33 protein-coding genes and 1 pseudogene are annotated in these 25,605 nt (G+C 68.4%); 20 read left to right on the top strand and 14 right to left on the bottom strand.

All coding sequences use genetic code 11. The features are described 5' to 3' along the window. Positions 1–61 precede the first annotated feature (61 nt). The 4 genes from BN984_RS07235 (at position 62) to BN984_RS07250 (ending at position 2,748) form a co-directional block, all read left to right on the top strand. A complete protein-coding gene (locus tag BN984_RS07235) occupies positions 62–1,087 on the top strand; it encodes an AAA family ATPase (RefSeq protein ID WP_049967944.1) in 1,026 nt (341 codons plus the stop codon). After that, complete coding sequence (locus BN984_RS07240; RefSeq protein ID WP_008091193.1) at positions 1,087–1,695, top strand: protein sorting system archaetidylserine decarboxylase; 609 nt, start codon at positions 1,087–1,089, stop codon at positions 1,693–1,695. The genes BN984_RS07235 and BN984_RS07240 overlap by 1 nt, the downstream gene beginning before the upstream one ends. 61 nt (positions 1,696–1,756) lie before the next feature. Beyond that, complete coding sequence (locus tag BN984_RS07245) at positions 1,757–2,179, top strand: hypothetical protein (protein ID WP_008091195.1); 423 nt, start codon at positions 1,757–1,759, stop codon at positions 2,177–2,179. A gap of 110 nt (positions 2,180–2,289) precedes the next feature. Further along, positions 2,290–2,748, top strand: a complete 459-nt coding sequence (locus tag BN984_RS07250; RefSeq protein WP_008091197.1) for a hypothetical protein — start codon at positions 2,290–2,292, stop codon at positions 2,746–2,748. Between the two features lie 18 nt (positions 2,749–2,766). Here the strand turns inward: BN984_RS07250 and BN984_RS07255 are convergent, their stop codons facing one another. Continuing rightward, entirely contained in the window at positions 2,767–2,976 is a 210-nt protein-coding gene (locus tag BN984_RS07255; RefSeq protein WP_049967945.1) for a hypothetical protein, read from the bottom strand. 122 nt (positions 2,977–3,098) lie between these two features. Beyond that, on the bottom strand, positions 3,099–4,055 hold the full coding sequence (locus tag BN984_RS07260) for a methyltransferase domain-containing protein (protein WP_008091201.1): 957 nt from the start codon (positions 4,053–4,055) through the stop codon (positions 3,099–3,101). A 158-nt stretch (positions 4,056–4,213) separates the two neighbouring features. Between BN984_RS07260 and BN984_RS07265 the strand changes: the two genes are divergently transcribed. From BN984_RS07265 to BN984_RS07280, 4 genes are all read left to right on the top strand, one after another. Next, positions 4,214–4,525 carry a DUF5658 family protein gene (locus tag BN984_RS07265; RefSeq protein ID WP_049967946.1) on the top strand — a complete coding sequence of 104 codons (312 nt, stop codon included), beginning with the start codon at positions 4,214–4,216 and terminating at the stop codon, positions 4,523–4,525. Positions 4,526–4,583: 58 nt separating this feature from the next. Beyond that, positions 4,584–5,153 (top strand): TATA-box-binding protein, encoded by a 570-nt coding sequence (locus BN984_RS07270; protein WP_049967947.1) that lies wholly within the window; start codon positions 4,584–4,586, stop codon positions 5,151–5,153. An 81-nt stretch (positions 5,154–5,234) separates the two neighbouring features. Continuing rightward, positions 5,235–5,612 (top strand): DUF7473 family protein, encoded by a 378-nt coding sequence (locus tag BN984_RS07275; RefSeq protein WP_004973890.1) that lies wholly within the window; start codon positions 5,235–5,237, stop codon positions 5,610–5,612. A gap of 21 nt (positions 5,613–5,633) precedes the next feature. Beyond that, on the top strand, positions 5,634–6,602 hold the full coding sequence (locus tag BN984_RS07280; RefSeq protein ID WP_049967948.1) for a CPBP family intramembrane glutamic endopeptidase: 969 nt from the start codon (positions 5,634–5,636) through the stop codon (positions 6,600–6,602). 21 nt (positions 6,603–6,623) lie between these two features. Here the strand turns inward: BN984_RS07280 and hisG are convergent, their stop codons facing one another. Further along, positions 6,624–7,469 carry an ATP phosphoribosyltransferase gene (hisG, locus tag BN984_RS07285; protein WP_004045274.1) on the bottom strand — a complete coding sequence of 282 codons (846 nt, stop codon included), beginning with the start codon at positions 7,467–7,469 and terminating at the stop codon, positions 6,624–6,626. A gap of 77 nt (positions 7,470–7,546) precedes the next feature. Between hisG and BN984_RS07290 the strand changes: the two genes are divergently transcribed. After that, positions 7,547–8,647 (top strand): hypothetical protein, encoded by a 1,101-nt coding sequence (locus tag BN984_RS07290; protein ID WP_049967949.1) that lies wholly within the window; start codon positions 7,547–7,549, stop codon positions 8,645–8,647. Positions 8,648–8,671: 24 nt separating this feature from the next. Here the strand turns inward: BN984_RS07290 and BN984_RS07295 are convergent, their stop codons facing one another. Next, positions 8,672–9,184: a winged helix-turn-helix transcriptional regulator gene (locus BN984_RS07295; RefSeq protein ID WP_004045277.1), complete on the bottom strand. Its 513-nt coding sequence runs from the start codon at positions 9,182–9,184 to the stop codon at positions 8,672–8,674. Then, positions 9,181–9,528, bottom strand: coding sequence for a DUF7471 family protein (locus BN984_RS07300; protein WP_008091217.1), 348 nt, complete (start codon positions 9,526–9,528; stop codon positions 9,181–9,183). The genes BN984_RS07295 and BN984_RS07300 overlap by 4 nt, the downstream gene beginning before the upstream one ends. A gap of 163 nt (positions 9,529–9,691) precedes the next feature. Here BN984_RS07300 and BN984_RS07305 point away from each other — a divergent pair, with 163 nt between their 5' ends. Continuing rightward, positions 9,692–10,978, top strand: a complete 1,287-nt coding sequence (locus BN984_RS07305) for an amidohydrolase (RefSeq protein WP_049967950.1) — start codon at positions 9,692–9,694, stop codon at positions 10,976–10,978. Between the two features lie 43 nt (positions 10,979–11,021). On the opposite strand, the gene BN984_RS07310 is transcribed toward BN984_RS07305, so the two are convergent. Beyond that, positions 11,022–11,333 carry a helix-turn-helix domain-containing protein gene (locus tag BN984_RS07310; RefSeq protein ID WP_004973886.1) on the bottom strand — a complete coding sequence of 104 codons (312 nt, stop codon included), beginning with the start codon at positions 11,331–11,333 and terminating at the stop codon, positions 11,022–11,024. 98 nt (positions 11,334–11,431) lie between these two features. Between BN984_RS07310 and BN984_RS07315 the strand changes: the two genes are divergently transcribed. After that, positions 11,432–12,718 (top strand): adenosylhomocysteinase, encoded by a 1,287-nt coding sequence (locus BN984_RS07315; RefSeq protein ID WP_008091222.1) that lies wholly within the window; start codon positions 11,432–11,434, stop codon positions 12,716–12,718. A gap of 40 nt (positions 12,719–12,758) precedes the next feature. On the opposite strand, the gene BN984_RS07320 is transcribed toward BN984_RS07315, so the two are convergent. Together BN984_RS07320 and BN984_RS07325 are read right to left on the bottom strand one after the other, a co-directional pair. Next, complete coding sequence (locus tag BN984_RS07320; protein ID WP_049967951.1) at positions 12,759–13,448, bottom strand: hypothetical protein; 690 nt, start codon at positions 13,446–13,448, stop codon at positions 12,759–12,761. 59 nt (positions 13,449–13,507) lie between these two features. After that, positions 13,508–13,840, bottom strand: coding sequence for a DMT family transporter (locus tag BN984_RS07325; protein ID WP_008091226.1), 333 nt, complete (start codon positions 13,838–13,840; stop codon positions 13,508–13,510). 121 nt (positions 13,841–13,961) lie between these two features. On the opposite strand from BN984_RS07325, the pseudogene BN984_RS07330 reads away from it, so the two are divergent. Then, positions 13,962–14,614, top strand: a pseudogene (locus tag BN984_RS07330) (TrmB family transcriptional regulator). A 71-nt stretch (positions 14,615–14,685) separates the two neighbouring features. Then, positions 14,686–15,108 (top strand): Holliday junction resolvase Hjc, encoded by a 423-nt coding sequence (hjc, locus tag BN984_RS07335; RefSeq protein ID WP_004973874.1) that lies wholly within the window; start codon positions 14,686–14,688, stop codon positions 15,106–15,108. A 36-nt stretch (positions 15,109–15,144) separates the two neighbouring features. Here the strand turns inward: hjc and BN984_RS07340 are convergent, their stop codons facing one another. Beyond that, entirely contained in the window at positions 15,145–15,792 is a 648-nt protein-coding gene (locus BN984_RS07340) for an SWIM zinc finger family protein (protein ID WP_049968592.1), read from the bottom strand. Positions 15,793–16,011: 219 nt separating this feature from the next. Between BN984_RS07340 and BN984_RS07345 the strand changes: the two genes are divergently transcribed. After that, positions 16,012–16,215 carry a DUF7472 family protein gene (locus tag BN984_RS07345; RefSeq protein WP_004973872.1) on the top strand — a complete coding sequence of 68 codons (204 nt, stop codon included), beginning with the start codon at positions 16,012–16,014 and terminating at the stop codon, positions 16,213–16,215. A gap of 99 nt (positions 16,216–16,314) precedes the next feature. Here BN984_RS07345 and BN984_RS07350 read toward each other — a convergent pair whose 3' ends face one another. Beyond that, positions 16,315–17,415, bottom strand: coding sequence for a DNA primase eukaryotic-type large subunit (locus tag BN984_RS07350; protein WP_008091232.1), 1,101 nt, complete (start codon positions 17,413–17,415; stop codon positions 16,315–16,317). 150 nt (positions 17,416–17,565) lie between these two features. Here BN984_RS07350 and BN984_RS07355 point away from each other — a divergent pair, with 150 nt between their 5' ends. From BN984_RS07355 to BN984_RS07365, 3 genes are all read left to right on the top strand, one after another. After that, positions 17,566–18,159 carry a DUF7474 family protein gene (locus BN984_RS07355; protein ID WP_004973869.1) on the top strand — a complete coding sequence of 198 codons (594 nt, stop codon included), beginning with the start codon at positions 17,566–17,568 and terminating at the stop codon, positions 18,157–18,159. Positions 18,160–18,254: 95 nt separating this feature from the next. Further along, positions 18,255–19,613 carry an MFS transporter gene (locus BN984_RS07360; RefSeq protein ID WP_008091233.1) on the top strand — a complete coding sequence of 453 codons (1,359 nt, stop codon included), beginning with the start codon at positions 18,255–18,257 and terminating at the stop codon, positions 19,611–19,613. Positions 19,614–19,707: 94 nt separating this feature from the next. Beyond that, positions 19,708–21,474, top strand: coding sequence for a histidine kinase N-terminal 7TM domain-containing protein (locus BN984_RS07365; RefSeq protein WP_008091234.1), 1,767 nt, complete (start codon positions 19,708–19,710; stop codon positions 21,472–21,474). Between the two features lie 66 nt (positions 21,475–21,540). Here the strand turns inward: BN984_RS07365 and BN984_RS07370 are convergent, their stop codons facing one another. Next, on the bottom strand, positions 21,541–22,284 hold the full coding sequence (locus tag BN984_RS07370; RefSeq protein WP_008091235.1) for a DNA polymerase sliding clamp: 744 nt from the start codon (positions 22,282–22,284) through the stop codon (positions 21,541–21,543). Between the two features lie 273 nt (positions 22,285–22,557). On the opposite strand from BN984_RS07370, the gene BN984_RS07375 reads away from it, so the two are divergent. The 3 genes from BN984_RS07375 (at position 22,558) to BN984_RS07385 (ending at position 24,418) form a co-directional block, all read left to right on the top strand. Next, positions 22,558–23,007 carry an arsenate-mycothiol transferase ArsC gene (locus tag BN984_RS07375; protein WP_008091236.1) on the top strand — a complete coding sequence of 150 codons (450 nt, stop codon included), beginning with the start codon at positions 22,558–22,560 and terminating at the stop codon, positions 23,005–23,007. 107 nt (positions 23,008–23,114) lie between these two features. Continuing rightward, positions 23,115–23,888 (top strand): 23S rRNA (uridine(2552)-2'-O)-methyltransferase, encoded by a 774-nt coding sequence (locus BN984_RS07380; protein WP_049967952.1) that lies wholly within the window; start codon positions 23,115–23,117, stop codon positions 23,886–23,888. 128 nt (positions 23,889–24,016) lie between these two features. After that, entirely contained in the window at positions 24,017–24,418 is a 402-nt protein-coding gene (locus BN984_RS07385; RefSeq protein ID WP_008091238.1) for a DUF7475 family protein, read from the top strand. Positions 24,419–24,478: 60 nt separating this feature from the next. Here the strand turns inward: BN984_RS07385 and BN984_RS19685 are convergent, their stop codons facing one another. From BN984_RS19685 to BN984_RS07395, 3 genes are read right to left on the bottom strand one after another with little or no spacing between them, the layout of a single operon-like run. Next, positions 24,479–24,655: a hypothetical protein gene (locus BN984_RS19685; protein ID WP_004968931.1), complete on the bottom strand. Its 177-nt coding sequence runs from the start codon at positions 24,653–24,655 to the stop codon at positions 24,479–24,481. A 55-nt stretch (positions 24,656–24,710) separates the two neighbouring features. Continuing rightward, entirely contained in the window at positions 24,711–25,430 is a 720-nt protein-coding gene (locus BN984_RS07390; protein ID WP_049967953.1) for a queuosine precursor transporter, read from the bottom strand. Continuing rightward, positions 25,423–25,599 (bottom strand): ribbon-helix-helix domain-containing protein, encoded by a 177-nt coding sequence (locus BN984_RS07395; protein WP_004045298.1) that lies wholly within the window; start codon positions 25,597–25,599, stop codon positions 25,423–25,425. The genes BN984_RS07390 and BN984_RS07395 overlap by 8 nt, the downstream gene beginning before the upstream one ends. Positions 25,600–25,605 lie beyond the last annotated feature (6 nt).

Consider the following 25,605-nt stretch of genomic DNA (forward strand, 5'->3'; position numbering starts at 1 on the left):
CGAGTCCGCCCGACGGCCCGGACCGACCGATTCTTACCCGACCGTCTGCTACCGGAGTCCAATGGACGCGCCGCTGTGGACCGAGACGCACGCGCCGGGGCTCGAAGACCTCCCACAGCCGGAGGTCCGCGAACGCCTCCGACGCGCCGTGGACGAACCGATGAACCTCGTCGTACAGGGCCCGCCGGGCGTCGGCAAGACCGCCGCCGTCCGCGCGCTGGCTCGCGAGGCGCATTCGGACCCCGAAAACGACCTCATCGAACTCAACGTCGCGGACTTCTTCAATCGGACGAAAAAGCAGATTCGCGCCGACCCGCGGTTCGAGCAGTTCCTCGACGGCCGCAGTCGCATGGCGAAACGCGACATGATAAACCGCGTGCTCAAGGAGTCCGCCAGCTACGCCCCGATGTCCGGCGAGTACAAGACCATCGTCCTCGACAACGCCGAATCCATCCGCGAGGACTTCCAGCAGGCGCTCCGCCGCGTGATGGAACAGCACCACCGGACCACGCAGTTCGTCATCACCACCCGCCAGCCCTCGAAGCTCATCCCGCCGATTCGCTCTCGGTGTTTCCCGGTTCCCATGCCCGCGCCCGACGACGACACGCTCGAAGCCCTCCTCGCGGACATCCTCGACGCGGAGGGCGTCGACTACGACGACGGCGGCCTCCAGTTCCTCGTGGACGCGTCCAACGGAAACATCCGAAAAGCCATCCTCTCGGCCCAGCGGACGGCCACCGAGGCCGACGAGGTCACCATGTCCACGGTCCACGCCGCCCTCGGCGACGTGGGCTTCGACGACGAACTGAAGACGCTCCTCATCAACGCCCGGGAGGGGGACATCAAAGACGCCCGCAAGACCCTCACGACGCTCCTCGACGACGAGGGCTACGAGGGACAGGAGCTCCTGGCTGACATCCTCCGCGTCGCTGACTCGACCCCCGAGCGCTTCGCCGACGGCGAACTCGCCCGCCTGCACGAACTCGCGGGGCAGGTCGACCTCGACATCTCGACGGGCATCGACGACCGACTGCACATCACCCACCTCCTCACGAGTTGGGGCGCGGACGTCCGCGGCGAGGCATAATGAAGTTCGCACCGGGCTACCGACGGTTCGCGCTCCCCGCCTTCGTCGGCGCGGCGCTCGCGTCGTTCGTCTTCCCGCCGCTCGGGGCCGTTCTCCTCGCCGTGGGAGCGTTCGTCCTCTGGTTCTTCCGTGACCCCGAACGCTCGCCGCCCGACGAACCGGGCGTCGTCTCTCCCGCCGACGGGCACGTCTCCGTGATTCGCGTCGAGGACGGCCGCGTCCGCGTGGGCGTGTTCATGAACGTCACCGACGTGCACGTCAACCGCGCGCCCGTCTCCGGCGCGGTCCGAACCGTCACCCACCGCCCCGGCGCGCACAAGCCGGCGTTCTCGAAGGACTCCGACCGAAACGAGCGCGTCGACATCGAGGTTGCGGACGAACGTGATGGCGAGTACGAGGTGTCTCTCATCGCCGGGGCGTTCGCCCGGCGGATTCACTCGTACGTCGCACCCGGCGACGAACTCGTCCGCGGGCAGAAACTCGGCCACATCGACTTCGGCTCCCGGGCGGACGTGCTGTTACCCCCGGAATACGGCTCCGAGGACGTTATCGTCGAGAAGGGCGAGTCGGTGCGGGCGGGCGAGACGGTGTTGGCGCGTCGGGAGTGATGCACCGACTTCCCCCGCCTGAATGACAAGAAATTAACACGCAGACGGTGTTGCGGGCGGCATGTCCTCCACAGTCCACGAACCGTCCCAACCCTCCGCACGGACGCCGTCGCCGTGGTGGTACGGCGTCGCCCTGTTCCCGATTTCGGTCCTGCTTGGCGCACTCATGTTCCTGGCTACCTGGGGATTCGTGCCTCTCGGCCGACTCGGGTCCGAAGCGATGATGCTCAGTTTCTTCGCTATCGTAGTTATCGTGGACCTCATCGGCGTTCTCGTCGGTCTCTTGGTCACGATTTTGCTCGGTATCGACCTGCACGCAGTACGGGGGTCGGGTGTGTCGTGGCGACCGAGTTGGCTCTGGGTCGGCGCGGGACTGATCCACTTCGTCGGGGGCGTGTTCTCGCCCCTGTTCGTCGTCTCGGTGCCGCTTCTGTCGTACTACTTGTATCGACGGGGCAAGCGCACCGGGTCGCCGAGTTTCTGAGTCCGCGTTCCCGCACCTCGACGCCGACGGAATCGGACGCGCCGGTCTCATCGGGCAGACCGGACCGCACCCCACACAAGACACTTAACACAACAACTATTTGACAATCTATGCAGCGCAGAGGTGTCCTCGCGTCTCTCGGCTCGCTCGCCCTCCTCTCCGGGTGTGTCGGTGGCTCAGACGAGTCATCGTCTGAAACGAAGACCGAGACGAAGACTGCAACGACGACCACCGCCAACCCGGAGACGACCGAGTCCGGGCAGGCCGCGACCACCACGGACGAGTGCGGGTGGCCGCAGTTCTGCGAAGGGTCGGAACTCGTTCGCGTGCGGGTCAGCGGCGGCTTCTCCGGCGAGGTCGTGTTGAAGCCCGCGTGCCGCGAGGACGACGTGGAACTCTCGCCGGGCGAGACGGAGACGCTCACCCGACAGACCGACGCCGAGACCTGCGACGTGACACTCCTCGTCGACGGCGAGGTGGCGTACGACGAACGGATTCAGGACTACGAGTTCGTGATGTTGCGTGTCGGCTCGGACGGCGACCTCACGCTCCAGAAGGAAGAGCTGTAGCGGCCTCGGTCGCCTCGACTACCGGAGCGTCTCGACGGCGAGCATCGCGACCGACACGACGAGCGAGAGGACCGCCACCACGAGACCGAACAGGTAGGACGGGTTCGACACGTCCGGGTTCGACAGGAGCGACACCAGCAGGAACGACGACCCCATCGCGACGATAGCCATCGCTCGCGGGTCGGGGTCGTACGCCTCGGCGAGGGTTTCTCGAACCGTGCGCGACATGCCTTCGCTTCGACGCGCCGGACGATAGTCCTGTCGCGCGATTGAATAGTGGGTCGTCGACCGCGACTACGACCGCGGTTGTGGCCGCGACCTGCGACCACCGGCACCGCCGTCGATTCCGACTACCGATGGAGCAGATGCACGTACCGCACCAGCGACCGGTGAACTCGCCGTTCGAACACCCGTTCGACCTCCCAGCCGGCGTCTTCCGCTTCCTCGGTCCACGACCGGTCGGCGACCATCACGCACTCGGGGGCGACCCGGCGGACCTCCGCCAGCGCCCCGCCGACGAGGTCCGAAAGCGAGTGGCGCGCGATTTTCGACTGCCGGCCGTAGGGGGCGTCGAACACCGCGCCGTCCATCGAGTCGTCGCGGAGGGGGAGCGCGGTGGCGTCGCCGCGGACCACGTCGCCGTCGCCGACGTAGTGGCGCAGGTTCTCACGCGCGCCGCCGACCATCTTCGCTTGGGCGTCGACGCCGACCACGTCGGCGCCGACGAGGCCCGCTTCGAGGAGGACGCCGCCGGTGCCGCACATCGGGTCCAGAATCCGGGCGTCGGGCTCCGCGCCGGCCATGTTGACGAAGGCGCGGGCGTCCACGGGGGCCATGCTCCCCGGCTGGAAGAACGGTCGGTCGGTCGGTTTCCGGTCGGCGAAGTCGCGGACGGTCTCGACGGTGGTCCAGCCGACGAGACAGGTGTCCTCGGAGAAGTAGACCCGAAGCACGTGGTCGGGGTCGTCCAAATCGACGCCGAAGCCGCGGTCGACGAGCGCCGACCCGAGTTCGCGCTCGGCGTCGGTCGTGCTGATGCCCGTCAGTCCTCGCACGTCGCGGGCGCGGACGGCGACGGTTCCTTCGCGGTCGATGTTCGCGGCCGCGACGACGGCGCGCGCGGCGTCGATGTCGGGGTCGCAGCGACCGACCAGTTCGACGACGCGCCGGGTGTAGGCGAGTCGCCTCGCGCGCTCCGGTTCGACGCCGCGGGCGGTGGCGAGGCCGGGGGCGACGACCGTCACGCCCGTCGCGGCCGACTCGGCCTCGCGGGCGGCGAAGGCGTCCTCCTCGCCGGCGAGTTCCAATCCGTACACGCTCGGACCTGACGGGCCGCGGAAATGAGGGTATCGGTCGTCGTCGCACCCGCGAGCGCGGTGACGCGCACTCCGACCGATGGCGACGCCGCCGAACGTGACAATCCGGCGACGGCGAGACTTATACTGGCCGCTCCGAATCCTCCCGCATGGCCTCTCTCGACGCCATCCTCTGGGGCGCGGCGGCGCTCGTCTACGGCCTCGGCGACTACGTCACGACCGTCCTCGGTGTCAGGATGGCCGGCGTCCAGGAAGGAAATCCAGTCGTGCGACTCATCTCGGGCGGCGACCCCGGACCCGGCTCGTTCGCGGTGTTAAAACTCGTCTCCGTCGCCCTGTTCTTCGCCGCCTACTGGGTGCTCAGACCGGCCGTCGCACGGCTCGCAGTTCCCATTTCCTTGACACTTCTCGGTGCGGTCGTCACCGTTCGGAACGTCCGGATTATTCGTCGCCGCGCGTAAGCTGTCAATTCCTTGCACCAATCTTTTTAAACCTTAAATACGTGACTTAAATCGTTGTATGACCGACCCCAAGGACACAATCAACATCGAAAACGTCGTCGCCTCCACGGGAATCGGCCAAGAGCTCGACCTCCAGAGCGTGGCGATGGACCTCGAGGGCGCCGACTACGACCCCGAGCAGTTCCCGGGACTCGTCTACCGCACCCAAGATCCGAAGTCCGCGGCGCTCATCTTCCGGTCCGGAAAAATCGTCTGCACCGGCGCGAAGTCGACCGCCGACGTGCACGAGAGCCTCGAAATCGTCTTCGACAAGCTCCGCGAGCTTCAGATACCGGTCGACGACGATCCCGAAATCACCGTCCAGAACATCGTCACGAGCGCGGACCTCGGCGAGAACCTGAACCTCAACGCCATCGCCATCGGCCTCGGTCTCGAAAACATCGAGTACGAGCCCGAACAGTTCCCTGGACTCGTCTATCGCCTCGACGAACCGAGCGTCGTCGCGCTTCTCTTCGGGTCGGGCAAGCTCGTCATCACGGGTGGGAAGAAGCCGGAAGACGCCGAAGCGGCGGTCGACGTCATCATCTCGCGCCTCTCCGAACTCGGTCTCCTGAACGGGTCGTTCTAACCTCTCCGAGTCCCGCGACCGCGCCGCGTAACCGGGACCCGAATCGACCGAACCTAAGTCAGTCGCGTCCCTCGGACCGGTATGGACGCGCTCACCTTGCAGACGGCCGCCGGTGCGCCGGTCACGGCCGTCGCCGGAACGTTCGCGCTGTTCGCGCTGTTCCTTTCTCTCACCGCCCACATCGCCGCGCGGAACGTCCTCGGCGACGTGGAACTCAAGAAGGCGTTCGCCGTCGGACCGGTTCCCGCGGCCATCGCCGTCGTCTTCACCACCTTCGGCTGGAACTCCTTCGTCGCGCTCGCGCTCGCAATCGGGCTCGACTTCGGCTTCGTCAAGTACCTCTACGGCCGGTCGAACCGCCTGTCGGCGTACGTGGTGACCATCCACTTCGTCGTCTCGGTGCTCCTCGGCCTCGTCCTGTTCGGTCTCACCGTCATCCTGACGAGCGCGCCCATCTGAGGTCGCGCTCGCCGTACTTTCTTGCCCGCGGCCGCTGAATCTCCCGTCGTGTCTCCCCGCCGTCTCCTCTGGAACGACATGGAACGCCGGCCGCGAGCCCCGTTTCGACTGCTCGCGACGCCCGTCGTCTTCGTCCTCGTCTCGCTCGTGGTCGCCCTCTCGCTCTCGGCCGCCCTCGGCGCTCTCGCCGAATCCAGTCGACTCGTCGCGCTCGTCGTCTCGCTCGTCTCTGTCGGGGCGAGCGGTCTCGCCGCCCTCGTCGTCGCGCGGTACGTCGACCGGCGGACCGTCACGGACCTCGGTCTCCGGTTCGACCGCGAGTGGGCGGTCGACCTCGCGTTCGGCCTCGCGCTCGGAACGGGGTTGATGACCGCCGTCTTCGTCGTCGGCGTCGCGGCGGACTGGATTGCGGTCTCCTCCGTCCCGCTCGGCGTCGACCGACTGCTCGGCGTCGGCTCGCTCCTCGCGTTCTTCGTCGTCGTCGGCATCGCCGAGGAACTCCTGCTTCGGGGCGTCGTCCTCACCGATGTCGCCGAGGGCCTCCGCTGGCGATTCGGCCCGGACGCGGCGGTCGCCGGCGGCCTCGCGGTTTCGTCGGCGGTGTTCGGCGTCGCCCACTACACGAACCCGAACGCCGGGTTCGCCAGCACGACCAGCATCACGCTCGCGGGCGTCATGCTCGGCCTCGGCTACGCGCTCACCGGCGACCTCGCCATCCCGACGGGCATCCACATCTCGTGGAACTTCGTCCAGGGCGGCGTCTTCGGCTTCGCGGTCAGCGGCCTCGACTTCGGCACGTCGCTCGTCGAGACGACTGAGCAAGGGCCGAACCTCGTCACCGGCGGCGCGTTCGGCCCAGAGGCCGGCCTGCTCGGCGTCGGCGCGATACTGCTCGGCGCGGTCTGTATCGCGGCCTACGTCCGGGCGCGCCGCGGCGAACTCGGGTTCGAGCCGTCGGTCACGGTGCCGGACCTGCGCTGGAAGGAATAACGGGCGCGACGGGCGCGTCGATTACTCGACTAACCGCTCGATTTCGGTGACGAGGATGCCGCTCGCGCCGACGTTCTTCAGGTCGCTGACGACCTCGAACACGTCGCGTTCGTTCACGACGGCGTGGACGGCGACCGTCGAGTCGCCGGCGACGTCCATCACGGTCGGGCCGCCGAGGCCGGGGATGACCTCCTTCACCTCGTCGAGTTTCTCGCGCGGCGCGTTCATCATCAGATAGCGCTTGCCCTCCGCGGAGCGGACGGATTCGAGCGCCATGAGCAACTGCTGGACCTTCGGGTCGTCGACCACGTCGGGGCGGGCGAACAGCCGGACCGACGACGACAGCACCTCGTCGATGACTGCGAGGCGGTTCACCCGGAGGGTCGTCCCGGTCGAGGTGATATCGATGATGGCGTCGGCCATCTCGACGTGCGGCGTCAGTTCGGTCGCGCCCGTGACCTCGACGACCTCGGCGTCGATGCCCTCCTCCTCGAAGTAGGTCCGCGCGATGTGCGGGAACTCGGTGGCGACGACCTTGCCCGACACGTCCGCGACGGTCTCGATGTCGCCGTCCTCGGGCGCGGCGAGGACGAGCCGACACTTCCCGTACTCCAAATCGAGCAGGTCTTCGAGTTCGTGGCCCGACTCGCGGACCTGGTCGAGTCCCGTGATGCCGACCTCGGCGGCCCCGTCGCGGACGTACTCGGGGATGTCGGCGGCGCGGGCGAACAGCACGGTCACGTCGGGGTCGACGGTCCCGGCGTAGAGTTTGCGCTCGGCACCGTTGTCGAGGTGCAGCCCCGCACGCTCCAGAAGTTCTATCGTCGGTTCGTGCAGGCGGCCCTTGTTGGGCACGGCGATTCGCATACCTCTCCGTCACGTCCCGGAGGTAATTGACTTTCGCAAGCCGGAACGGTTTTTGACACGTCTACGAAGTGTCACCTATGGCTCCCGTCACCTTCGCCGGCGCGCTCGTCGGCGTCTCCCTCCTCGGTGCCGGCTGGTCGCGCCTCAGCGCCGGCCGCCTCGAACGCCGAGACGCGTCTGTCCAGCGGTTCAGACAGCGAGTGCGAAGCAACTGGCTCTACGCCGCCGTCCTGTTCGTCGGCGTCGTCTGGTGGACGAACGCGGACCGGGCGGTCCTCACCGCCGCCGGTCTCCCGGCCGACTGGCCGTGGACGGTTCTCGGCTGGGCGCTCATCGCCGTCGGTGCCGCAGTCGTGGCGACCGTCTCGTACTTGGGCGCGTTTCCCGTGGCGAGGCGCGTGCGGGGCGTCGATATGGGCGCGGGGACGGCCGCCGCGAAGATGTTCCGCTATCACCTCGTCATCGCGGCGCTCGTCTTCTGCGTGGTGACCGTTGTTCAGGCCGAACTTCGGTACGCGGAGACTAACGGCATACTCACGCTTTTCGCCCTCGGAACGGCCGCATACGTCTTTTCGACACCGCTCGTCGGCGTCTCGCAGACGACGACGGTTCCCGACGACACGACGCGCGAGCGACTCGACCGCCTGTGCGACCGCGCCGGTCTCTCGGTCGCTCGGATTCGACTCCTCGACGGCGGCGGTCACCGCTCGGACCACCTCACCCGCGGGCCGGTCGGTCGGCGGACGCTCTTTCTCACCGACTCGCTTCTCGACCGCTACGACGACGAGACGGTCGCGGCGCTCTTGGCGCTCGATGCCGCGCGTCTCGGCCGGTTCGTCTACGAACTCCGACTGTTCACCGTGACTGCGGTCGCCGGACTCGTCGTCTGGGGTGTCGGTCGGTCGCCGTTCGGGTTCGCCCTGTCGTTCTTGGCCTTCGCCGGTGTCGGCGTGATACTACTCGTGACCGGCGAGTACGCGAGCAAACGGCTCATCTACCGGGCTGACGAGGCGGCGGCAGAACGGGTCGGCCGCGCGGTCGTCGCCGACGCGCTCGACGCGACCGCGGACGAGGCTGACACCGGCCGCGCGGGGTCGCGCCTCTCGTTCGAGCCGTCGCTGGCGTCGCGCATCGAGCGACTCCGAGACGGCTCCGGCGCGGGCGAGGCGGGGGCGTAGAGACGCCGCTCCGCGGACCCGAAGTTATCCTTCGACGAGGTGGTCGAGCAGGCGGTCGAACCGGTCGACGAACCGTTCTGGAAGCGACGGCGACACGTCGTCTAAGAGCCGGGTCGTCCGCTCGGGGTGGGTGAGGACGAGCGTCACGCGGTTGTGCAGGTCGCGTTCCTTGCGGACTACGTCGCGCTCGACGAGGTGGTCGAGGTGCCACTCCAGCGTGCTGCGGGCGACGCCGATGTCGTCGGCCACGTCGTCGGGGCGGGCGTCGCCGTGTTCGAGGAGGTGGCCGAGGATGTCTCGGGCGGTCTCCCGGCGGACGAGCGCGAGCGCGCCGCGCTCCCACGCGTCGAACTCCGGCGGGAAGTAGTGCGTCCGCCCGTAGAACTCGGAGCGTCGAACCGTCTCGTCGGAGAGCAGTCTGCGGACGTGGTGTTGTACCTGGCCGGGAGCGAGGTCGAGCGCGCGAACGAGCTCGTTGAAGTGGACTCCCGGATTGTGCTTGATGTGGTCGGCGACGCGGGTTCGTGTCTCACTCATGGGTCGTTGACCCCCGCCTCGCGCTCGATGCTCCGGGCGTAGTAGATGGCCGCGAGGACGAGTCCGGCCATCACGAGGTCCAAGAGGTGTTCGACCACGTGGTGGTCGAACTCGGAGAGGACGCCGCCGAGCGTCAGCGCCGCGACGGCCGCCCGCGACGCAAACGCCAAGAGCGCCAGCGCGACGAGCAGGTGCGACCGCGTCCGTCGCCGGAGGAAGACGGCGACGCCGAGTGCGGCCAGCGTCACCGACGAGACTCCCGCGAGGACGACAACCGCGGTCATCCACGGACTGCCCGCTTGGACGTGCCCCGGAACGAGCGCGAGGTTCCACGGGGGCTCCATATCCCCTCATACTGGGGGTCCGAACCTAAGGGGGCGTGCTCGTTCTCGATTTTCGGGAATCGGACTACCGCCGGTATTCGGGCCGCTCACCGGCGAAACCGACGGTCGCCTCTCGCGGCCGCGAGACGGTGGATTCACCACCCCGCCGGCCCGAACGAGCGACATGAACACGCTCCGAATCGCGGGCGGACAGGTGCTCCGCCCCGACGCGACGGTCGAGGACGCGGACGTACTCGTGGACCGAGACGAGGGGACTATCCTCGACATCGGCGCGGACCTCGACGCCGACGAGACGCTCGACGCCGAGGGCTGTCTCGTCACGCCCGGTCTGGTGAATGCTCACTGTCACGTGGCGATGACGCTCCTGCGCGGCTACGCCGACGACAAGCCGCTCGACGCGTGGCTCCGCGAGGACATCTGGCCCGCCGAGGCCGCGCTCACGCCCGAGGACGTGCGCGTCGGCGCGGAACTCGGCCTCGTGGAGATGATTAAGTCGGGGACCACCGCGTTCGCGGACATGTACTTCCACGTCCCCGAGGTCGCCGCCGCGGTCGACGAGGCCGGCCTCCGCGCCCGCCTCGGCCATGGCGTCGTCACGCTCGGGAAAGACGACGAGGACGCGCGGGCCGACATCGACGAGAGCCTCGACGTGGCCCGCGAGTTCGACGGCGCGGCCGACGGCCGGATTCGGACCGCCGCGATGCCGCACTCGCTGACGACGGTCGCGGAGGACTACCTTCGCGAGTTCGTCGCCGACGCGCACGCCGAGGACATCCCGGTCCACTACCACGCCAACGAGACGACAGACGAGGTCGACCCCATCGTCGACGAGCGCGGCGAGCGCCCGCTGTCGTACGCGAAGGAACTCGGCATGCTCACCGCCGACGACTTCCTCGCCCACGGCGTCCACGTCGACGACGCGGAAATCGACCTCCTCGCCGACGCGGGCACCGGCGTCGTCCACTGCCCGGCGTCGAACATGAAACTTGCCTCCGGCATGGCTCCCGTCCAGAAACTGCTCGACGCGGGCGTCACGGTTGGTCTCGGAACCGACGGCGCGGCCTCGAACAACGACCTCGACATGTTCGACGAGATGCGCGACGCCGCGATGCTCGGGAAACTCGCCGCCGACGACGCGAGCGCCGTCGCCGCCGGCGACGTGGTGCGGATGGCGACCGCCGGCTCGGCCGACGCCATCGACCTCCCCGGCGGCGCGCTCGAAGTCGGCGGCGCGGCCGACCTCGCCGTCGTCGACCTCGACGCACCGCACCTCACGCCCGCCAACGACCTCGTGAGTCACCTCGCGTACGCCGCCCGCGGCTCCGACGTTCGCCACACGGTCTGCGACGGCCGGGTGCTGATGCGGGACCGCGAGGTGCTGACGCTCGACGAGGACGCCGTGATGGCCCGCGCCAGCGAGGCGGTCGCGTCGCTCCGCGAGCGCGTCTGAATCGCCGCCGTCCGGTCCGCCGCCGCACCGCCCTCCGACCTCGCTACCCGGCCAACTCGATGCGCAGTCCGTCGTCGGTCACGCTGACCTCCATGCGCTCGAACGTCCGGTGGTACTGCGCGACGTGTCGGCCGTCGCTGTGGTCGACCATGATTGATTTCTCGAACAGCGACGCCTCGTGGAGCCGCTTGACCTCCCGGTAGGCGGTCGACAGCGGCACGTCGGCCCGACAGCTCAGCTCCTTGACCGTCAGCGGCTCGTCGGCGACGCGCAAGAGGTCGGGAACCGCGGGGGCGCTCATCAGGGCGAACAGCTCCTGCTCGGCGACCGTCTTGCCGTTATCTATGACGAGCATCGGCCCTCGGCGATACAATCTCCCCGTTGACACTTGTAGATTCGGGGGCGGCGACCGCCTTCGGTAGGGTTTTCGGACCCCTCTCCGAACCCACGGGTATGAGCGAACACTACGCTCCCGTCTCCGAGCACCTCGACGACGTCGAGGCCGCCCGGACCGAGGGACGACGCAAGATGGACTGGGCGCTCCAGCACATGCCCATCCTGCAGGAGCTCCGCGAGCAGTTCGAGTCGGAACAGCCGCTCGACGGCGAGGTCGTCGGCATGGCGATGCACGTCGAGGCGAAGACGGCGAACCTCGTCGAACTGCTGGCGCTCGGCGGCGCGGAAGTCGCCATCACCGGCTGCAATCCGCTTTCGACCCACGACGACGTGTCGGCGGCACTCGACGCCAACGACGACATCACCTCCTACGCCGTCCGCGGCGTCGACGAGGAGGGCTACTACGCGGCCATCGACGCCGTCATCGCCCACGAACCGACCGTCACGGTCGACGACGGCATGGACATGGTCTTCACCATCCACGAGGAGTACCCCGAACTCATCGAGACCATCGTCGGCGGGGCCGAAGAGACCACGACCGGCGTCCACCGACTCCGCGCGATGGACGAGGACGGCGAACTGAACTACCCCGTCTTCGCCGTCAACGACACGCCGATGAAGCGCCTGTTCGACAACGTCCACGGCACGGGCGAGTCGTCGCTGGCGACCATCGCCATGACGACGAACCTCTCGTACGCCGGCAAGAACGTCGTCGTCGGCGGCTACGGCTACTGCGGCAAGGGCGTCGCCAAGAAGGCGTCCGGCCAGAACGCGAACGTCATCGTCACCGAGGTCGACCCCCGCCGCGCGCTCGAAGCCCACATGGAGGGCTACGACGTGATGCCGATGGAGGAGGCCGCGAAGGTCGGCGACGTGTTCATCACGACCACCGGCAACCGCGACGTCATCACCCGCGAGGACTTCGAGAACATGAAAGACGGCGTCCTCCTCGCGAACGCCGGTCACTTCGACATCGAAATCGACCTCGACGCGCTGTCGGACCTCGCGGTCGACGAGTACGAGGCCCGCGACGGCGTCGACGCCTACGAACTCGAAGACGGCCGCCGGCTGAACGTCCTCGCCGAGGGCCGCCTCGTCAACCTCGCGTCGCCCATCGCGCTCGGTCACCCGGTCGAGGTCATGGACCAGTCGTTCGGCGTGCAGGCCGTCGTCGTCCGCGAACTCGTCGAGAACGGCGACGCCTACGACGCGGGTGTCCACGACGTGCCCGACGAACTGGACCGCGAAGTCGCCGAAATCAAGCTCGAAGCCGAGGGCATCGAGTTCGACTCGATGACCGACGAGCAGCGCGAGTACATGGGTAGCTGGGCCCACGGAACGTAATCCGACTCGCTCCCCCACACCCCGCGCGCTGACCGTTTTTCTACTGTTCTCGACCGCGCTCGGTCCACTCGCCGGCCCGCCAGACGCACGCGACGCCGCCTATCCACGCCGCGAGCCGCATCGCCTCGATAGCCGCGTCGGACGGCGTTTTCCACCCCCAGCCGGTCGGGACGCGTTCGCTTTCGACCGGCTCGACGACGTAGTACCGCCCCTCGGACTCGACGTAGTGCGTCTCCGTCTCGTACAGCTCCGACCCACTCACCGTGCTACTACCGTTTCGGACGGCGTCGCGGACGTACCGCGGCGACTCGTCGAGGTCCTCCGAGAGATTTCGTCTCACCGTCTCGGTCGACACCGGGTGGAGCGAGAGCGTGAGAGTGCGCCCGTCGAGGGTCGCGTTCGGTTCGAAGTAGCGGCCGTCGGTCCGGACGTAGTCGAACGACCAGAACTCGGGATGGACGTCGCGGTCCGGGTCCAACTCGAGTTCGACCGGGTCGCCGCGGGCCATGTCGATGATGCTTGCGCACTCGGCCGACTGGAGGGGGTTCCACCCGCACGATTTGACCCGGTAGAACGCGTCTGCGGTGTGCGGGAGGTAGTCCACCGCCGACGCCTCGTAGGTGTACGTCTTCTCGGAGGAGACGCCGTCGGGATAGAGGTACAGCGGGTTCGCGAGGAGGGCGACCCCGAGAACGAGGAGGACGACGGCGCGCCGGTTCTCGCGGTTCATACGACAGTATCCGTCAGCCGATGGATAGCTCTGGTGGCGCGTCTCCTTCGACGCCGGCTTCAGTGCGCGGCCATCCCCGAGAGGACGTTGACGCAGTAGACGCCCGCGAGGATGAGAAGCAGGCCGACGACGCCAGTCAAGTCGACCGGTTCGTCGAACACGACGACGCCGATGGCCGCGACGCCGACGATGCCCAGCGCGGCCCACGTCCCGTACACCACGCCGATGGGGAGTTCTTCGAGCGTCAGCGAGACGAGGTAGAACGCGAGTCCGTAGCCGACCACCACGCCGAGGCTCGGGAGGGGCTTGGAAAAGCCCGCGGACAGTTTGAGCGCGGTCGTTCCGACCAGCTCCGACGCGATTGCGCCGGCGAGTAACGCGTACGGGTTCATGCCTGTTGGTCACGACACGACCCCAATGAGCGTTCTGCAATCGCCCACCACTTGCGCTCCGTTGCTCGCCGCCGAACGAGAAATATCAAACTACTAACGTGTGGGCGAGAGAGCCCCGCCCATGACCGAACTCGGGGAACTCGGCCTGTCGAACTACGAGGAGAAGGCGTACCGGACGCTCCTCGTCACGGGTGCCGCGACAGCCGCGACCGTCTCGGACGCGAGCGGCGTCCCGAACGGCCGGGTTTACGACGTGCTCAACGGGCTTCGGGCGCGCCGGTTGGTCCGAGCGCAGTCGACCCAGCCGACGCGATACGTCGCCGTCGACCCGGCCGCCTCGGCGGCGACGAGATGCGGACGGCGATGCACGAGCACGTGCGGGCGGCGACCGAGTCCGTCTCGGCCGCGGTCGGCCCGCCGTACGAGCGGGCCTCGTGGGAGACGCTCCGCACGGAGTTCGACGCGTTCTTCGAGGGCGCTCGCGACGACCTCGACGTGTCGCTGCTCCTCAGCGACCCCGTGCTCGACTCGCTCCCCGACGAGTTTCGGGAACTCGTGGCGTCGAAGCCGCAGACGGTTCGAGTCCGGTGCCTGCCAAGCCTGCCGGTCTCGTTCGACGTCGTCGACGGGACGGTCGCGTCGGTCGACATTCCGCACCCACAGTCCGCCGCCGACCGCCTCGGCGTCGTCGTGGTGACGGACGCGGCAGTCGTCGACGAGTTCGCTCGCCAGTTCCGAGCGCTGTGGCCCGACGCCGTCCCGCTTTTCGAGTGACGCCGGCGTTCCGGTGGCGCTCTCGGACGACGTTCGCCCCATTTATCACCGCCCGCGGCCGACTCCCGACCATGTCTTCGAACAGAAAGGGAGACCGACGCGAGCGCGAACTCGTCAACCGTCTCGACGAGGCCGGGTTCGCGGTCATGCGCGCGCCCGCCTCCGGGAGCGCGACGACGCGAGAACTCCCCGACGTGCTCGCGGGCAACGGCGAGGTGTTCTACGCCATCGAGGCGAAGGCCTCCAGCGGTCGCCCTATCTACCTCGACGGCGAGGAGGTCGAAGCGCTCATCTACTTCTCGCAGAACTTCGGCGCGAAGGCCCGAATCGCCGTCCGATTCGATCGCGAGGACTGGTACTTCTTCCATCCCGGCGACCTCTACGTGACCGACGGCGGGAACTACCGCGTCAAAAAGGAGACGGCGCTGGCGGAGGGCGAGGACTTCGAGTCCTTTACCGGCGGGCCGACACAGACCAAACTCGGCGACGACTGAGGTCGCGCCCCGAGTCTCTTCACCCTCCGCGTTCGCTCACGCCCGAGCGAGTCGCTCACCGAGCGTGCGAGCGCCGACGAACCCGCGCTCGACGCGACTGAGCCGCGAGGCGGGGAACCGATAGGCGTGCAGTCCGCCGAGGTCCGAGAGGCCGGCGTTCACCGGCAGCGAGTCGAGGTAGACGGCCTCGAAGGTCGGTTCGTGGTCGCCGTAGTCGCGGTTGCTCTCGAACGCGGCGACGAGTTTCCCCGTCTCGGTCGGCGTCTCGTCGGCTCGGGTGCCGAGCGCCCGCGTGACGACGAGGAGACCGCCGCTCTCGCGGTCGCGGACGAGGTCGCCGGCGCGGTGTTCGTGGTCGCGGCAGAGTTGGGGCCCCGTCGCGTCCACCGGGACGAACGTCTCGTCGCCGCAGACGGCGCAGGTGGCGCTCCGGCGCCCCGGCGGCGGGACCTCGCCACGGGTGATTTCGATGGCGACCCGGCGGAGGTGCTTACAGCGGGCGTGTCGGATGGCGTTGTCGGGGCAGGTGCAGGTGCGGGCTTCCACGTCGACGACGTAGGTGCCGCCGTCGGTCTCGACGACGTAGCGACCGTCGCGGAGCGGTCGGACGGCCATCGGTTCGACGCGGGCGCGGCGGGCGCGACCGGCCAGTCCGTCGGACGGGAGCGTGGTCTTGCGGCGCACCGGGCGGCGAGTCGACGCGGGTGTGTGTGCGATGTGCGTCATGGTGGTGCGGGATTCCGACCCTACCAGCGGCTGTTCGGGGTCAGTTTCCGTCACCTGTGTATAGGTTCTCGAACGACCTAAACCCTCGTTTCACGTGGAAAATCGGGCGCGTGAGTGGCTCTCGTCGGACATCCGCCCATCGAAGACCTTTTAGAACGGCCGCGGATACGTCGTCGCATGGCTATCGAAGCGGAGATGCGGCGGAAGATTGCCGTCTCCATCGTCGCGGTCGGGGTGTTCATCGCCCTCATCGTCGGCATCGGTGCGACCTACAACCAGAGTGGACTCATCTCCACCGGCGGGTTCGCACTCGTCGGCGCCATCACGGCGTTCGTGCTCGTGATGGCTGGTATCGGCGTCTGGCTGTCGCGTTCTTCCTAATCCTCTCGGTCGGTTTCGGCGACCCGGTCGTCGCCACGCCAGCGCTCGACGCGCAGCCGCGGCGCTCGTGGGTTGGGTACGTCGTCAGCACGGACTCCGTCAGTCGGCGGCTTCGTCCGCGGCGACCGCGTCCGCGTCGTTCGTCGCCGTCTCGAAGTACTTCATCGGGTGCTTGATGGTGTCACAGCGGTCGTCGCGGTTCACACAGAGGTCGTACGCCTGCATCGTCTCGCAGGTCGGTGGCGCGTACTGCGACCCGCTCGAGTCCGCGAGGACCGTCGCCCGCTTTTCGAGTTCCTCGGCGTTCGCGTCGCCGACGACGCCACCGACTTCCTCGGGTTCGAGGCCGACGCCGACGAGGAACGCCGCGAGCGCGAACGCCGCCTCGTTCGGGAGGTCCTCGCCGTCCTGCGCCCGCGCCAACAGCGCCCCGACGCAGGGCGGGAAGTGGTCCGGGTCGACCGAGTCGACGTAGACGACGTTGACCGCGCCGCGGTCCGAAAGCAGGTTCCGCAGGCGCTCGACGTGGGGTTTGAGCGCGTCGGCGAGTCGGTCGCCCGCGTCGCTGCCGCGGACGGCGAAGGGAAGCCCCTCTGCGACCCGGCGGCGGACCGCCTCGCGGAGCAGTTCCGAGAGCTCCTCGCGGGTGACGCGGACCGCGCCGTCGGCCAGCGAGCGGTTGACGAGCCGCCAGTCCGCGCCCCAGTCGGTGTCGGAGTAGGTGAGGTACGGTCCCACGTCGACCCAGTAGTGGTCGGGCGCGCGTCGGCTGTTCCGATTCCGGTTCGACCCGGCCCGCACCGCGCCGTCGAGGTCGAACTCGCGGAGGAAGTCGTCGAGGCTCGCGCGGGCCTCGCCGTGGACGTCGTCGTCGCCGGCGTCGAAGTCGGCGAGCATGCGCTCGTAGGCCGTGTCGGCCTCGGCGCGGGCGTACTTGTCCACCGCCGCGGGCGTCTCGACGAGCGAGACGATGATGCGGGAGATGGGGTACGAAAGCAGTTCCGTCTGGGTGTCCCACCCGTAGGCCTCGTCGGGGTCGGGCTCGACGGTGCCCTCCATGAGGGCGCGTTCGACGCGCTCGACGCCACGCTCGACGGCCGGGGCGTCCTCGGCGACGAGCGTCGCGATGGCGACGTCGGCCGATTCGACCGCCTCTCTGGCCGCGGCGAAGAACGGGTATCGGGCGTGGAGCGGGCGCATCCGCATACCGCCACGTTCCGGGTGCCCACCGATAAACGCGACGGATTCGGTGGTGGCGGGCGCGGGCCGTGCAGTCGAGTCCCGTGGCGGGGTGTCGCCGGCGACGGCGCATCACACAACCTATTACCGACCACTTCCTCAGGCTCTCACGTGCCGCACTTCGACTACCCGTGTCCGGACTGCCGCGCCACCACCAGTCTCCACGACGCCGACTGCCGCTTCGAGGGGACCCCGTGGGTCGAAGTCGAGCGCGCCTACGTCGACATCGTCTCGGTCCTCGCTGGCGGCCCGTGCGACGAGGAGACGCTTCGCCGCGAAGCGCCGGGCGAGTGGGGGCCGCTCCAGCAGGCCGCGCTCCGACGACTCAAGCGCGACGAGCGGGTGTCGGAAGCGAACTCGGGCGTCCTCCGCCTTCTCACCGCCGAGGAGTTCAGAGAGGAGGTGTCCGAGCCGACCCGGGAACCGATGCGGACGCTCCACCAGTACGGGAGCGTCCCCGGCTGTCACGACAACGCCGTCTTCGCCATGATCGCGTGGTACGAGATGGTCGGCCTGTCGTGGCCCGAGACGCGCGAAAACGTCGTCAACTGGCTCCGCGACACCGGCGCGTGGGACCGCGGCGGCTTCGAGGAGGCGACGCCCGCCGAACTCGTCGAGAAGAAGCGCCACGTCTACGACGCGGGCTACGGCTGGAAGGAAAAGGCCGTCTCGGCCAAGCGCGTCATCGACAGATACCGTTCCTGAGCGCCGACCCAGTTCGCCCTTCGACACAACGTTCCCTTCGATTCTCCCGCTAACCCGGCGTAACCGTTAGGCGTTTCTCGCGCGTTTGTGGTGTCGTGAGTGCCCCCGAGTCCGCCGTCTCTTCCGACGCCGAGTTCCCCGAGGAGTCGCGGGGAACGCGACGCGCCCTCGCGGTCGTCATCGCCGTCGTCTTCATCGACCTTCTCGGGTTCGGCGTCGTCATTCCCATCCTCCCGTTCTACGTCCGAAGCTTCGGCGTCAGCGACGTGTACATCGGGTTCTTGGCGGCGTCGTACTCGCTCATGCAGTTCCTCTTCGCGCCCGTCCTCGGCCGCATCTCCGACCAGCGGGGCCGCCGGCCGGTCATCATGCTGTCGCTCGTCGGGAGCGTCCTCGCGTGGACGGTCTTCGGCGTCGCCGGCGAAATCGGCCTGCTGTTCGGCACGACGCTCGCGGTGGCGACGCTGTTCGCCTCGCGGATGCTTGCGGGGGCGATGGGCGGCAACATCGCCACCGCGCAGGCGTACATCGCCGACATCACGCCCCCGGCGCGGCGGGCCGGCGCGCTCGGCCTCGTCGGCGCGTCGTTCAGCCTCGGGTTCATCTTCGGGCCGGCTCTCGGCGGTCTGATGGCCTCCGAACCGGTCGTCACCACCGCCCGCGACCTGCTCCCGTCGTTCGTGCCCGCGACGCGGTTCTCGCTGCCGAGTTTCACCGCGGCGGCGTTGAGCCTCGTTAGCCTCGGCTTCGCGTTCGTCTTCCTGCGCGAACCCGAGCGCACCCGCGCGCCGGCCGGCACGCCCGCGACGACGCTCGTCTCGCAGTTCCGCACCGCCCTCGCCGACGACGACCTCCGGGGACTCGTCGTCTCCTTTTTCGTCGTCTCGGTCGCCTTCTCGGGGATTCAGGTCATGTTCATCCCCTTCGCGGCCGACGTGTACGGCTACGGCGAGACCGAGACGGCGCTGTTTCTGACCTACATCGGCCTGCTCGGCACGCTGAATCAAGGGGTCGTCGTCGGCCGACTCGCCCGGCGGTACTCGGAGGCGAAACTGGCGGTCGTCGGCGCGGTCGGACTCCTGATCTCGCTCGCGTTGCTCCCCTTTTCGCCCGACATCGGGGCGGTGCTCCCCGCGGTCGGCGGCCCGCCGTGGCTCACCCGCGAACTCGTGGCGCTCCTCCTCGTCGGGGCGCTCCTGTCGTTCGGCAACGGGATGTTGAACGTCTCGCTGTCGACGCTCGTCTCCACGTCGGCGTCGGCCGACCAGCAGGGCAACGCCTTCGGGGTCACGCAGGGCGCGGGAAGCCTCGGCCGGACGCTCGGCCCGCCGTCGATGGCGGCGCTGTACGTCCTCGCGTACTGGTCGCCGTTCGTCGTCGGGGCCGCGCTCATCGTGCCCGTGGTCTACGTCCTCGCGTCCGTCGCGCGCCGGCCGCGGGCGGAAGCGCCCTGAGTGCCTGAGTGTCGCGGCCGCGATACGGGGAAACCGCCGCTCGAATTTCGCCGCGGCCCGCAAGTGTTACGAGCGCCGAGTCTGAGGTTTATCCGTGCCTTCGGTCGCCGCCGTCTCGCCGCTGGTCGTCCTCTGCCTCGTCGCGGCGCTCGTCTCCGTCTCCATCGCGGCCGTCGCCTGGCGCGAGGGCACCGAACCCGGTTCGAAGTCGCTGTCGGTCCTCCTGTTTTCGGCGGCGCTCTGGGCCGGTTCCTACGGCGTCGCGCTCACGGTGTTCGACCCCGCGCTGCGGTTTTGGTTCCAACTCCCCATCGACGTCGCACAGGCCGTCATCGCGCCCGCGTGGTTCGCCTTCTCACTTTCGTACACCGGCCGCGGTGAACTCCTCTCGCGGCGGCTCATCGCCGGCCTCCTCGTGTTCCCGGCTATCACCGTCGTCGCGCTCGCGACGAATCCGAGTCACGGCCTGCTGTGGACGAACTACCACATCGACCCGGTGTTCGGCGCGGCCACGGTGCGGTTCGACCCGAACCTCTGGTACTACCTCCACGCGGTGTACGGCTACGTCATCATCGGCTCCGGGCTCGTCCTCATCATCGAGATGCTGGTCGAACGGCTCTCGCACTACCGCGAGCAGGCGGTCACCCTCGCCATCGGCTCGACCGCGCCGACGGTCGCCCACGTCGCCCACACCTTCGGCATCGGCCCGCTTCAGATGGTGAACTTCACGCCCATCGCCCTCGCGGTGACGGGCGCGACGTTCGGCCACGCGCTCTACCGGTTCCAGCTGTTCGGGCTCTCGCCGGCGACCGGTCGGCTCGGCCGTCGCGCCGCCATCGACGACGTGGCCGTCGGCATTCTCGTCCTCGACCGCGAGCACCGCGTGGTCGACGCCAACGAGACCGCCTCGTCGCTCCTCGACCTCGACCCGGCGTCGGCGTTCGACCCGCTGTCGTCGGTGCTTCCGGGCGTCGACCTCGACGAGGACCGACAGCTCGTGGACGTGACGGTCGACCGCCGCCGCCGGACCTACGAGGTGACGCTCTCGCCGGTGACGGACCAGCACGGCCGCCGGCTCGGCCGGACCGTCACCGTCTCCGACGTGACGGGGCGGGTCCGCCGCCGCCAGCGCCTCGAAGTCCTCAACCGCGTCCTCCGGCACAACCTCAGAAACGACATGACGGTCGTCATCGGCTACGCCGACATGCTCGCAGAGCGGCTCCCGGCGGACCAGCGCGACCCCACCGACACGATACGAGCGCGGTCGAACAAGCTCCTCTCGCTCGGCGAGAAAGCCCGGACCGTCGAGCGGGTCATGGCCGGCATCGACGGCGGCAGCCGCTTCGACGTCGCCGCGACGGTCCGAACCTGCGTCGCCGAGGTCCGCGCGGAGTTCGACGCCGGCTCGGTCGACGTGGACGCCCCCGAGTCGCTGCCGGTCTCCGGGAGCGAATCGGCGGCGAAGCTCCTCGTCCGCGAACTCGTCGAGAACGCGCTCGAACACGGCGGCGACGACCCGACCGTCTCCGTGTCGATCCGGGCCGCCGACGCCGACCTCGTCCTCGTCGTCGAAGACGACGGCCCGGGCGTCCCCGACTACGAGCGCTCCGTGGTCGAGACCGGCGGCGAGTCGCCGCTCCAACACGGCAGCGGCCTCGGTCTCTGGGCGGTCCGGTGGACGGTCGACGCGCTCGGCGGCGACCTCACTTTCGACGTTCGGGGCGGGCGAGACGAGACGGACGGCGGAGCCGGAGACGCGACCGACGAGTCAGCGGGCCGCGGCGACACCGGCACGACGGCGACGGTTCGACTGCCGTACTGGTGTCGTGACGAGGCGGACGACGCCGCCGCTGGCGGGTGAGAATCGACAGAAACGAGTGGGACGGCTCGGGTGGTCGGTGAACGACGCGGTGGCCGAAACGTCCGCTCAGTCGCTCTGGATGCGCGGGGCGAGCATGTACGTGATGGTGCCCATCCCTTCTGCAATCTGGTAGTGAAGCTTGACCGGGAACTCCTCGCCGAGTTCGACGGTGACCTCGGCGTCGGTCGGAATCGCCTTGTTCATGTCCTTCAGGTAGTCCAGCGAGAACAGTGAGTCGGCCGCGCCGGCCTCGATGCTGATGAGGTCCGCCGGGGGAAGCGACAGATCCACGTCGTCGGTGTCGCCTTCTGCCTCGATGTGGAACGTCTCTTCCGCGGCGTCGACGCGGAGGCGGATGTGGTCGGAGACCATGTCGGCCGCCTTGATACCGCGGTCGAGGTGCGTCCCTTCGAGGACGATGTCCGCGGCGAGGTCGAGGTCCGGGATGTCGGGTTCCTGGCGAATCGAGTCGGGGTCGATGAGCGCGAGCGTGTACGACAGCCCGTCGATGCGGATGTTGAGCTTGCGCGTCTCCTCGTCGAGCGTGAGGTGGATGAGGTCGCCCGAGCCCGCCATCCCGGCGACCTCTTCGAGGCGAGAGAGGTTGACGCCGATGACGCCGCCGTCGGCTTCGTAGGATTCGAACGCCGCCGCGTCGAGCGTGAGGTCCACCATGCCGACGTTCGCGGGGTCGACGGCGCGGATGGAGAGACTCTCCTCGTTGAGTCGAATCTTACACTCGTCGACGAGGACGCTCACGGAGTCGAGCGCGTCCCGGAGCGTCGCGGCGCTCACGATGGCCTTGAACATATGTGCCGTCGTACGACAGCGGTCTTAAAAATACTCCTGATTTGGACTCACCGCAATATGATGTTCGCACGCTCTCCCGCGTGCGCGCTCCCGCGAGTGCCCCATCGCTCCCGTCGACTCCCCATGTGTGTTGTTGTCACTGTTCGGCTATGCAGCTAATCGACCGATTTCTGGAGTCTCGGGCTTCAAAGCACTCAAATAGCTGATTGTGTAACTCCCGGCTATGGCGAACGACGAGACGAAGACAGCCGCCCGCCGACGAGGTGCCGAGAGATGAGCGACGCCGCCGACGCCGACGCGACTTCCACCCGCGTCGCCTTCGTCTGCGTCCAGAACGCCGGCCGGAGCCAGATGGCGACGGCCTTCGCCCGCCGGGAGCGCGACGAACGCGGCGTCGGCGACCGAATCGAGGTCGTCACCGGTGGCACCGACCCCGCCGACCACGTCCACGACGAGGTCGTCGAGGTCATGGGCGAGCGGGGGTTCGACCTCGCCGACGAGACGCCCCGCGCAATCGAGCAGGACGAGATTATGCGCGTCGACATCGTCGTCACGATGGGCTGTTCGGCCGAGGGTATCTGTCCGATGACGTGGCGCGGCGACGCCCGCGACTGGGCCCTCGACGACCCCGACGGGCGGGACCTCGACGCGGTCCGGGCGATTCGCGACGACATCGAGGGGCGCGTTGCGGCGCTGTTCGACGAACTCGTCGGCGACGACTGAGCCCGACCGCCTCGACGCCGACGCCGCCGCATGTGGGACTGTTCCGCACGCTTCACGGCGCAAGCCGAAGCCGGTATACGGCCTGATACGCTACTGCTGCCAAGACCATGGCGCGCAAGGACCACTACTACAACAAGGCCAAACAGGAGGGCTACCGCGCCCGCTCGGCCTACAAGCTGAAACAACTCGACGGGGACGCGGGGCTGTTCGGCCCCGGTAACACCGTCGTCGACCTCGGTGCCGCCCCGGGCGGGTGGCTGCAGGTCGCCTCCGAGGCGGTCGGCGACCACGGCAAGGTCGTCGGCGTCGACCTCCAGCGAATCCGCGGCATCGACCGCGACAACGTTCAGACGATTCGCGGCGACATGACCGAAGACGAGACGAAAGAGGAGCTGACGGCCGTCATCGGCGAGCGCGGGGCCGACGCCGTCGTCTCCGACATGGCGCCGAACATGACCGGCGAGTACTCGCTGGACCACGCTCGCTCCGTCTACCTCGCCCGGCAGGCGTTCGAGGTCGCACAGGAACTGCTGGCGACCGGCGGCGACCTCGCCGTGAAGGTGTTCGACGGCCCGGACGTCGCGGACCTCCGCGCCGACATGGAACGGGAGTTCCAGTACGTCCGGTCGATGCGGCCCGACGCCTCCCGCGACAGCTCCTCAGAGCAGTACCTCGTCGGCAAGCACTTCCTCACCGCCCCGGTCCGCAAGGGCGACGAGCTCGAGGTCGAAATCGTCGACGTGGGCAGCGAGGGCGACGGCATCGCCAAGGTCGAGGACTTCACGCTCTTCGTCTCCGGGACGGAGGCGGGCGACACCCCGACGGTCCGCGTCACCGACGTGAAGCCGCGGTTCGCCTTCGCCGAGCCGATAGACGACTGAGCGCGCCGATTTCACGCTCATCGCGCCTGCGCGCCCCCGCATCGACGGCTCCGCGTGTTCCGTCCGATTTGTGCCTCACTTCGGGCAAAAATTATTATCCATTGACACAATTCTGTTCGTGAGTCCCCATGTCAGCAGACACCACGACCGCCGAGTCACGACCGCTGTTCACCGGCCTCCCGTCGGGTATCGCCCCGTACGTCGCTCTCGTCGGGGCGCTGGCCTCGACGTACGTCCACCTATCGATGGCCCCGATGTTGCTCCAGTTCGACCAGACGCAGGCGGTGCTGTTCGTCCTCGCGGGCGTCGGCTTCCTCGCGGGCACCGCCGTCTACCTGAGTAAGTTCTGGCGGCGCGAGTTCTACCTCGTCGCCATCGCGTTCGCGCTCGCCCAAATCGTCGCCTGGGTCGCCATGAGCGGGCGGGTCAGCGACATGGCGATTCTCTCGAAGGGCGGCGAGACCGTTTTCGCCGTCGCGGCGGCGTACCTCTACCTGAACGACCCGTCGGACACTGACGCGGCGGCCTGAGCGCGCGCTATCGCTCTCGCCGGCCCCGCGTCCCAGCGTCTCGTCGCCCCGCCGTCTTTCTCAGTCGTACACCACGAGGTCGAGCCGGAGGCCCGTCCGGCATCCCTTCCAGCCGCCGCGGCAGGCTCCGGTGGCGAGGATGTCGCCGAACGACGTGTACGTCCCGCAGTTCGGACAGCGAACCCCCATCTCCATCCCGTCCCGCTCGGTGAGCCTGTGGCGGTGCTCGTCGGCCATACGTCGTGTGGTATGCTACCAAAAGAGATAAGCCGTCCGTCGTCCCGAGAACGCCTCAGTCCGCGACCCAGCCGTCGGCCGCGGACTCGTCGTCGTCGCGCAGGAGTGCGACGGTCCCGTAGACGAACGGGGTGTCCACGACTGCGATGAGGAGTTTCAGGAGGTACTGACCGACGGCGAGGCCGACGAGAACGTTCCACGGAAGCACGTCGCCGATGCCGAGGACCGTCGGCGCGACGTAGAACGCGACGCCGACGAAGATGACCGTGTCGATGGCCTGACTCGTCGCCGTCGAGACGATGTTGCGGAGCCAGAGGAACGCGCCGTCGGTCATGTCGCGGATGCCGTGGAAGACGACGACGTCCCAGTTCTGGCTCACGAGGTATGCCAGCAGGCTCCCGGCGACGACGTTCGTCCCCGACGACAGCACCGTGGCGAACTGCCCGGCGAACTCGGGGTTCGCGGCGGGCGCGGCGATGGTGCTCCAGACGAGTCCGAGGAGGACGAAGTTCATGACGAAGCCGACGTTCACCATGACCTGCGCCGCCCGGCGACCGTACAGTTCGGAGTAGCAGTCGGACGCGAAGAAGGTGAGCGCGTACGCCAGCGCCGCCCCCGGCATCAGGATGGCCGCGCCGACGTACGGGAGTTCGCCGATTGCGGCCGGCAGGGGAATCGCGAGCAGTTTCGACGCCGTCAACTGCGCCGTCGTCAGCGCGGTGACGAACAGGCCGACGAGCGCGACTTGCCCGACGGCCGACCGCCCCTCACTCATCTTCGACGAGGCGATTGTGTCGGTCGTCTATCTCGTCGAGGATGTCGAGCGTCTTCCGGATGGACGCCCGAACCGCATCGCTCCGGTTCACGAACTTCTTGTCGTCGCCGACGTGCTCGTCCAAGTCCGCGAGCAGTTCGTCGGGAATCTCGACGCTTATCTTGGCCATACTCTG

This window comes from Haloferax prahovense (assembly GCF_000723845.1).
In the GTDB taxonomy this organism is placed as follows: Archaea; Halobacteriota; Halobacteria; order Halobacteriales; family Haloferacaceae; genus Haloferax; species Haloferax prahovense.

Excerpts from the sequence above, each read along its gene's own strand:
- BN984_RS07240 (WP_008091193.1), top strand. The coding sequence starts at position 1,087 with ATGAAGTTCGCACCGGGCTACCGACGGTTCGCGCTCCCCGCCTTCGTC.
- BN984_RS07395 (WP_004045298.1), bottom strand. The coding sequence starts at position 25,599 with ATGGCCAAGATAAGCGTCGAGATTCCCGACGAACTGCTCGCGGACTTG.
- BN984_RS07390 (WP_049967953.1), bottom strand. The coding sequence starts at position 25,430 with ATGAGTGAGGGGCGGTCGGCCGTCGGGCAAGTCGCGCTCGTCGGCCTG.
- BN984_RS07320 (WP_049967951.1), bottom strand. The coding sequence starts at position 13,448 with ATGAACCGCGAGAACCGGCGCGCCGTCGTCCTCCTCGTTCTCGGGGTC.
- BN984_RS07345 (WP_004973872.1), top strand. The coding sequence starts at position 16,012 with ATGGCTATCGAAGCGGAGATGCGGCGGAAGATTGCCGTCTCCATCGTC.
- BN984_RS07235 (WP_049967944.1), top strand. The coding sequence starts at position 62 with ATGGACGCGCCGCTGTGGACCGAGACGCACGCGCCGGGGCTCGAAGAC.
- BN984_RS07370 (WP_008091235.1), bottom strand. The coding sequence starts at position 22,284 with ATGTTCAAGGCCATCGTGAGCGCCGCGACGCTCCGGGACGCGCTCGAC.
- BN984_RS07305 (WP_049967950.1), top strand. The coding sequence starts at position 9,692 with ATGAACACGCTCCGAATCGCGGGCGGACAGGTGCTCCGCCCCGACGCG.
- BN984_RS07385 (WP_008091238.1), top strand. The coding sequence starts at position 24,017 with ATGTCAGCAGACACCACGACCGCCGAGTCACGACCGCTGTTCACCGGC.
- BN984_RS07290 (WP_049967949.1), top strand. The coding sequence starts at position 7,547 with ATGGCTCCCGTCACCTTCGCCGGCGCGCTCGTCGGCGTCTCCCTCCTC.
- BN984_RS07325 (WP_008091226.1), bottom strand. The coding sequence starts at position 13,840 with ATGAACCCGTACGCGTTACTCGCCGGCGCAATCGCGTCGGAGCTGGTC.
- BN984_RS07265 (WP_049967946.1), top strand. The coding sequence starts at position 4,214 with ATGGCCTCTCTCGACGCCATCCTCTGGGGCGCGGCGGCGCTCGTCTAC.
- BN984_RS07275 (WP_004973890.1), top strand. The coding sequence starts at position 5,235 with ATGGACGCGCTCACCTTGCAGACGGCCGCCGGTGCGCCGGTCACGGCC.
- BN984_RS07295 (WP_004045277.1), bottom strand. The coding sequence starts at position 9,184 with ATGAGTGAGACACGAACCCGCGTCGCCGACCACATCAAGCACAATCCG.
- BN984_RS07380 (WP_049967952.1), top strand. The coding sequence starts at position 23,115 with ATGGCGCGCAAGGACCACTACTACAACAAGGCCAAACAGGAGGGCTAC.
- BN984_RS07375 (WP_008091236.1), top strand. The coding sequence starts at position 22,558 with ATGAGCGACGCCGCCGACGCCGACGCGACTTCCACCCGCGTCGCCTTC.
- BN984_RS07250 (WP_008091197.1), top strand. The coding sequence starts at position 2,290 with ATGCAGCGCAGAGGTGTCCTCGCGTCTCTCGGCTCGCTCGCCCTCCTC.
- hjc (WP_004973874.1), top strand. The coding sequence starts at position 14,686 with ATGTCTTCGAACAGAAAGGGAGACCGACGCGAGCGCGAACTCGTCAAC.
- BN984_RS07255 (WP_049967945.1), bottom strand. The coding sequence starts at position 2,976 with ATGTCGCGCACGGTTCGAGAAACCCTCGCCGAGGCGTACGACCCCGAC.
- BN984_RS07350 (WP_008091232.1), bottom strand. The coding sequence starts at position 17,415 with ATGCGCCCGCTCCACGCCCGATACCCGTTCTTCGCCGCGGCCAGAGAG.
- BN984_RS07310 (WP_004973886.1), bottom strand. The coding sequence starts at position 11,333 with ATGCTCGTCATAGATAACGGCAAGACGGTCGCCGAGCAGGAGCTGTTC.
- BN984_RS07315 (WP_008091222.1), top strand. The coding sequence starts at position 11,432 with ATGAGCGAACACTACGCTCCCGTCTCCGAGCACCTCGACGACGTCGAG.
- BN984_RS07270 (WP_049967947.1), top strand. The coding sequence starts at position 4,584 with ATGACCGACCCCAAGGACACAATCAACATCGAAAACGTCGTCGCCTCC.
- BN984_RS07300 (WP_008091217.1), bottom strand. The coding sequence starts at position 9,528 with ATGGAGCCCCCGTGGAACCTCGCGCTCGTTCCGGGGCACGTCCAAGCG.
- hisG (WP_004045274.1), bottom strand. The coding sequence starts at position 7,469 with ATGCGAATCGCCGTGCCCAACAAGGGCCGCCTGCACGAACCGACGATA.
- BN984_RS19685 (WP_004968931.1), bottom strand. The coding sequence starts at position 24,655 with ATGGCCGACGAGCACCGCCACAGGCTCACCGAGCGGGACGGGATGGAG.
- BN984_RS07245 (WP_008091195.1), top strand. The coding sequence starts at position 1,757 with ATGTCCTCCACAGTCCACGAACCGTCCCAACCCTCCGCACGGACGCCG.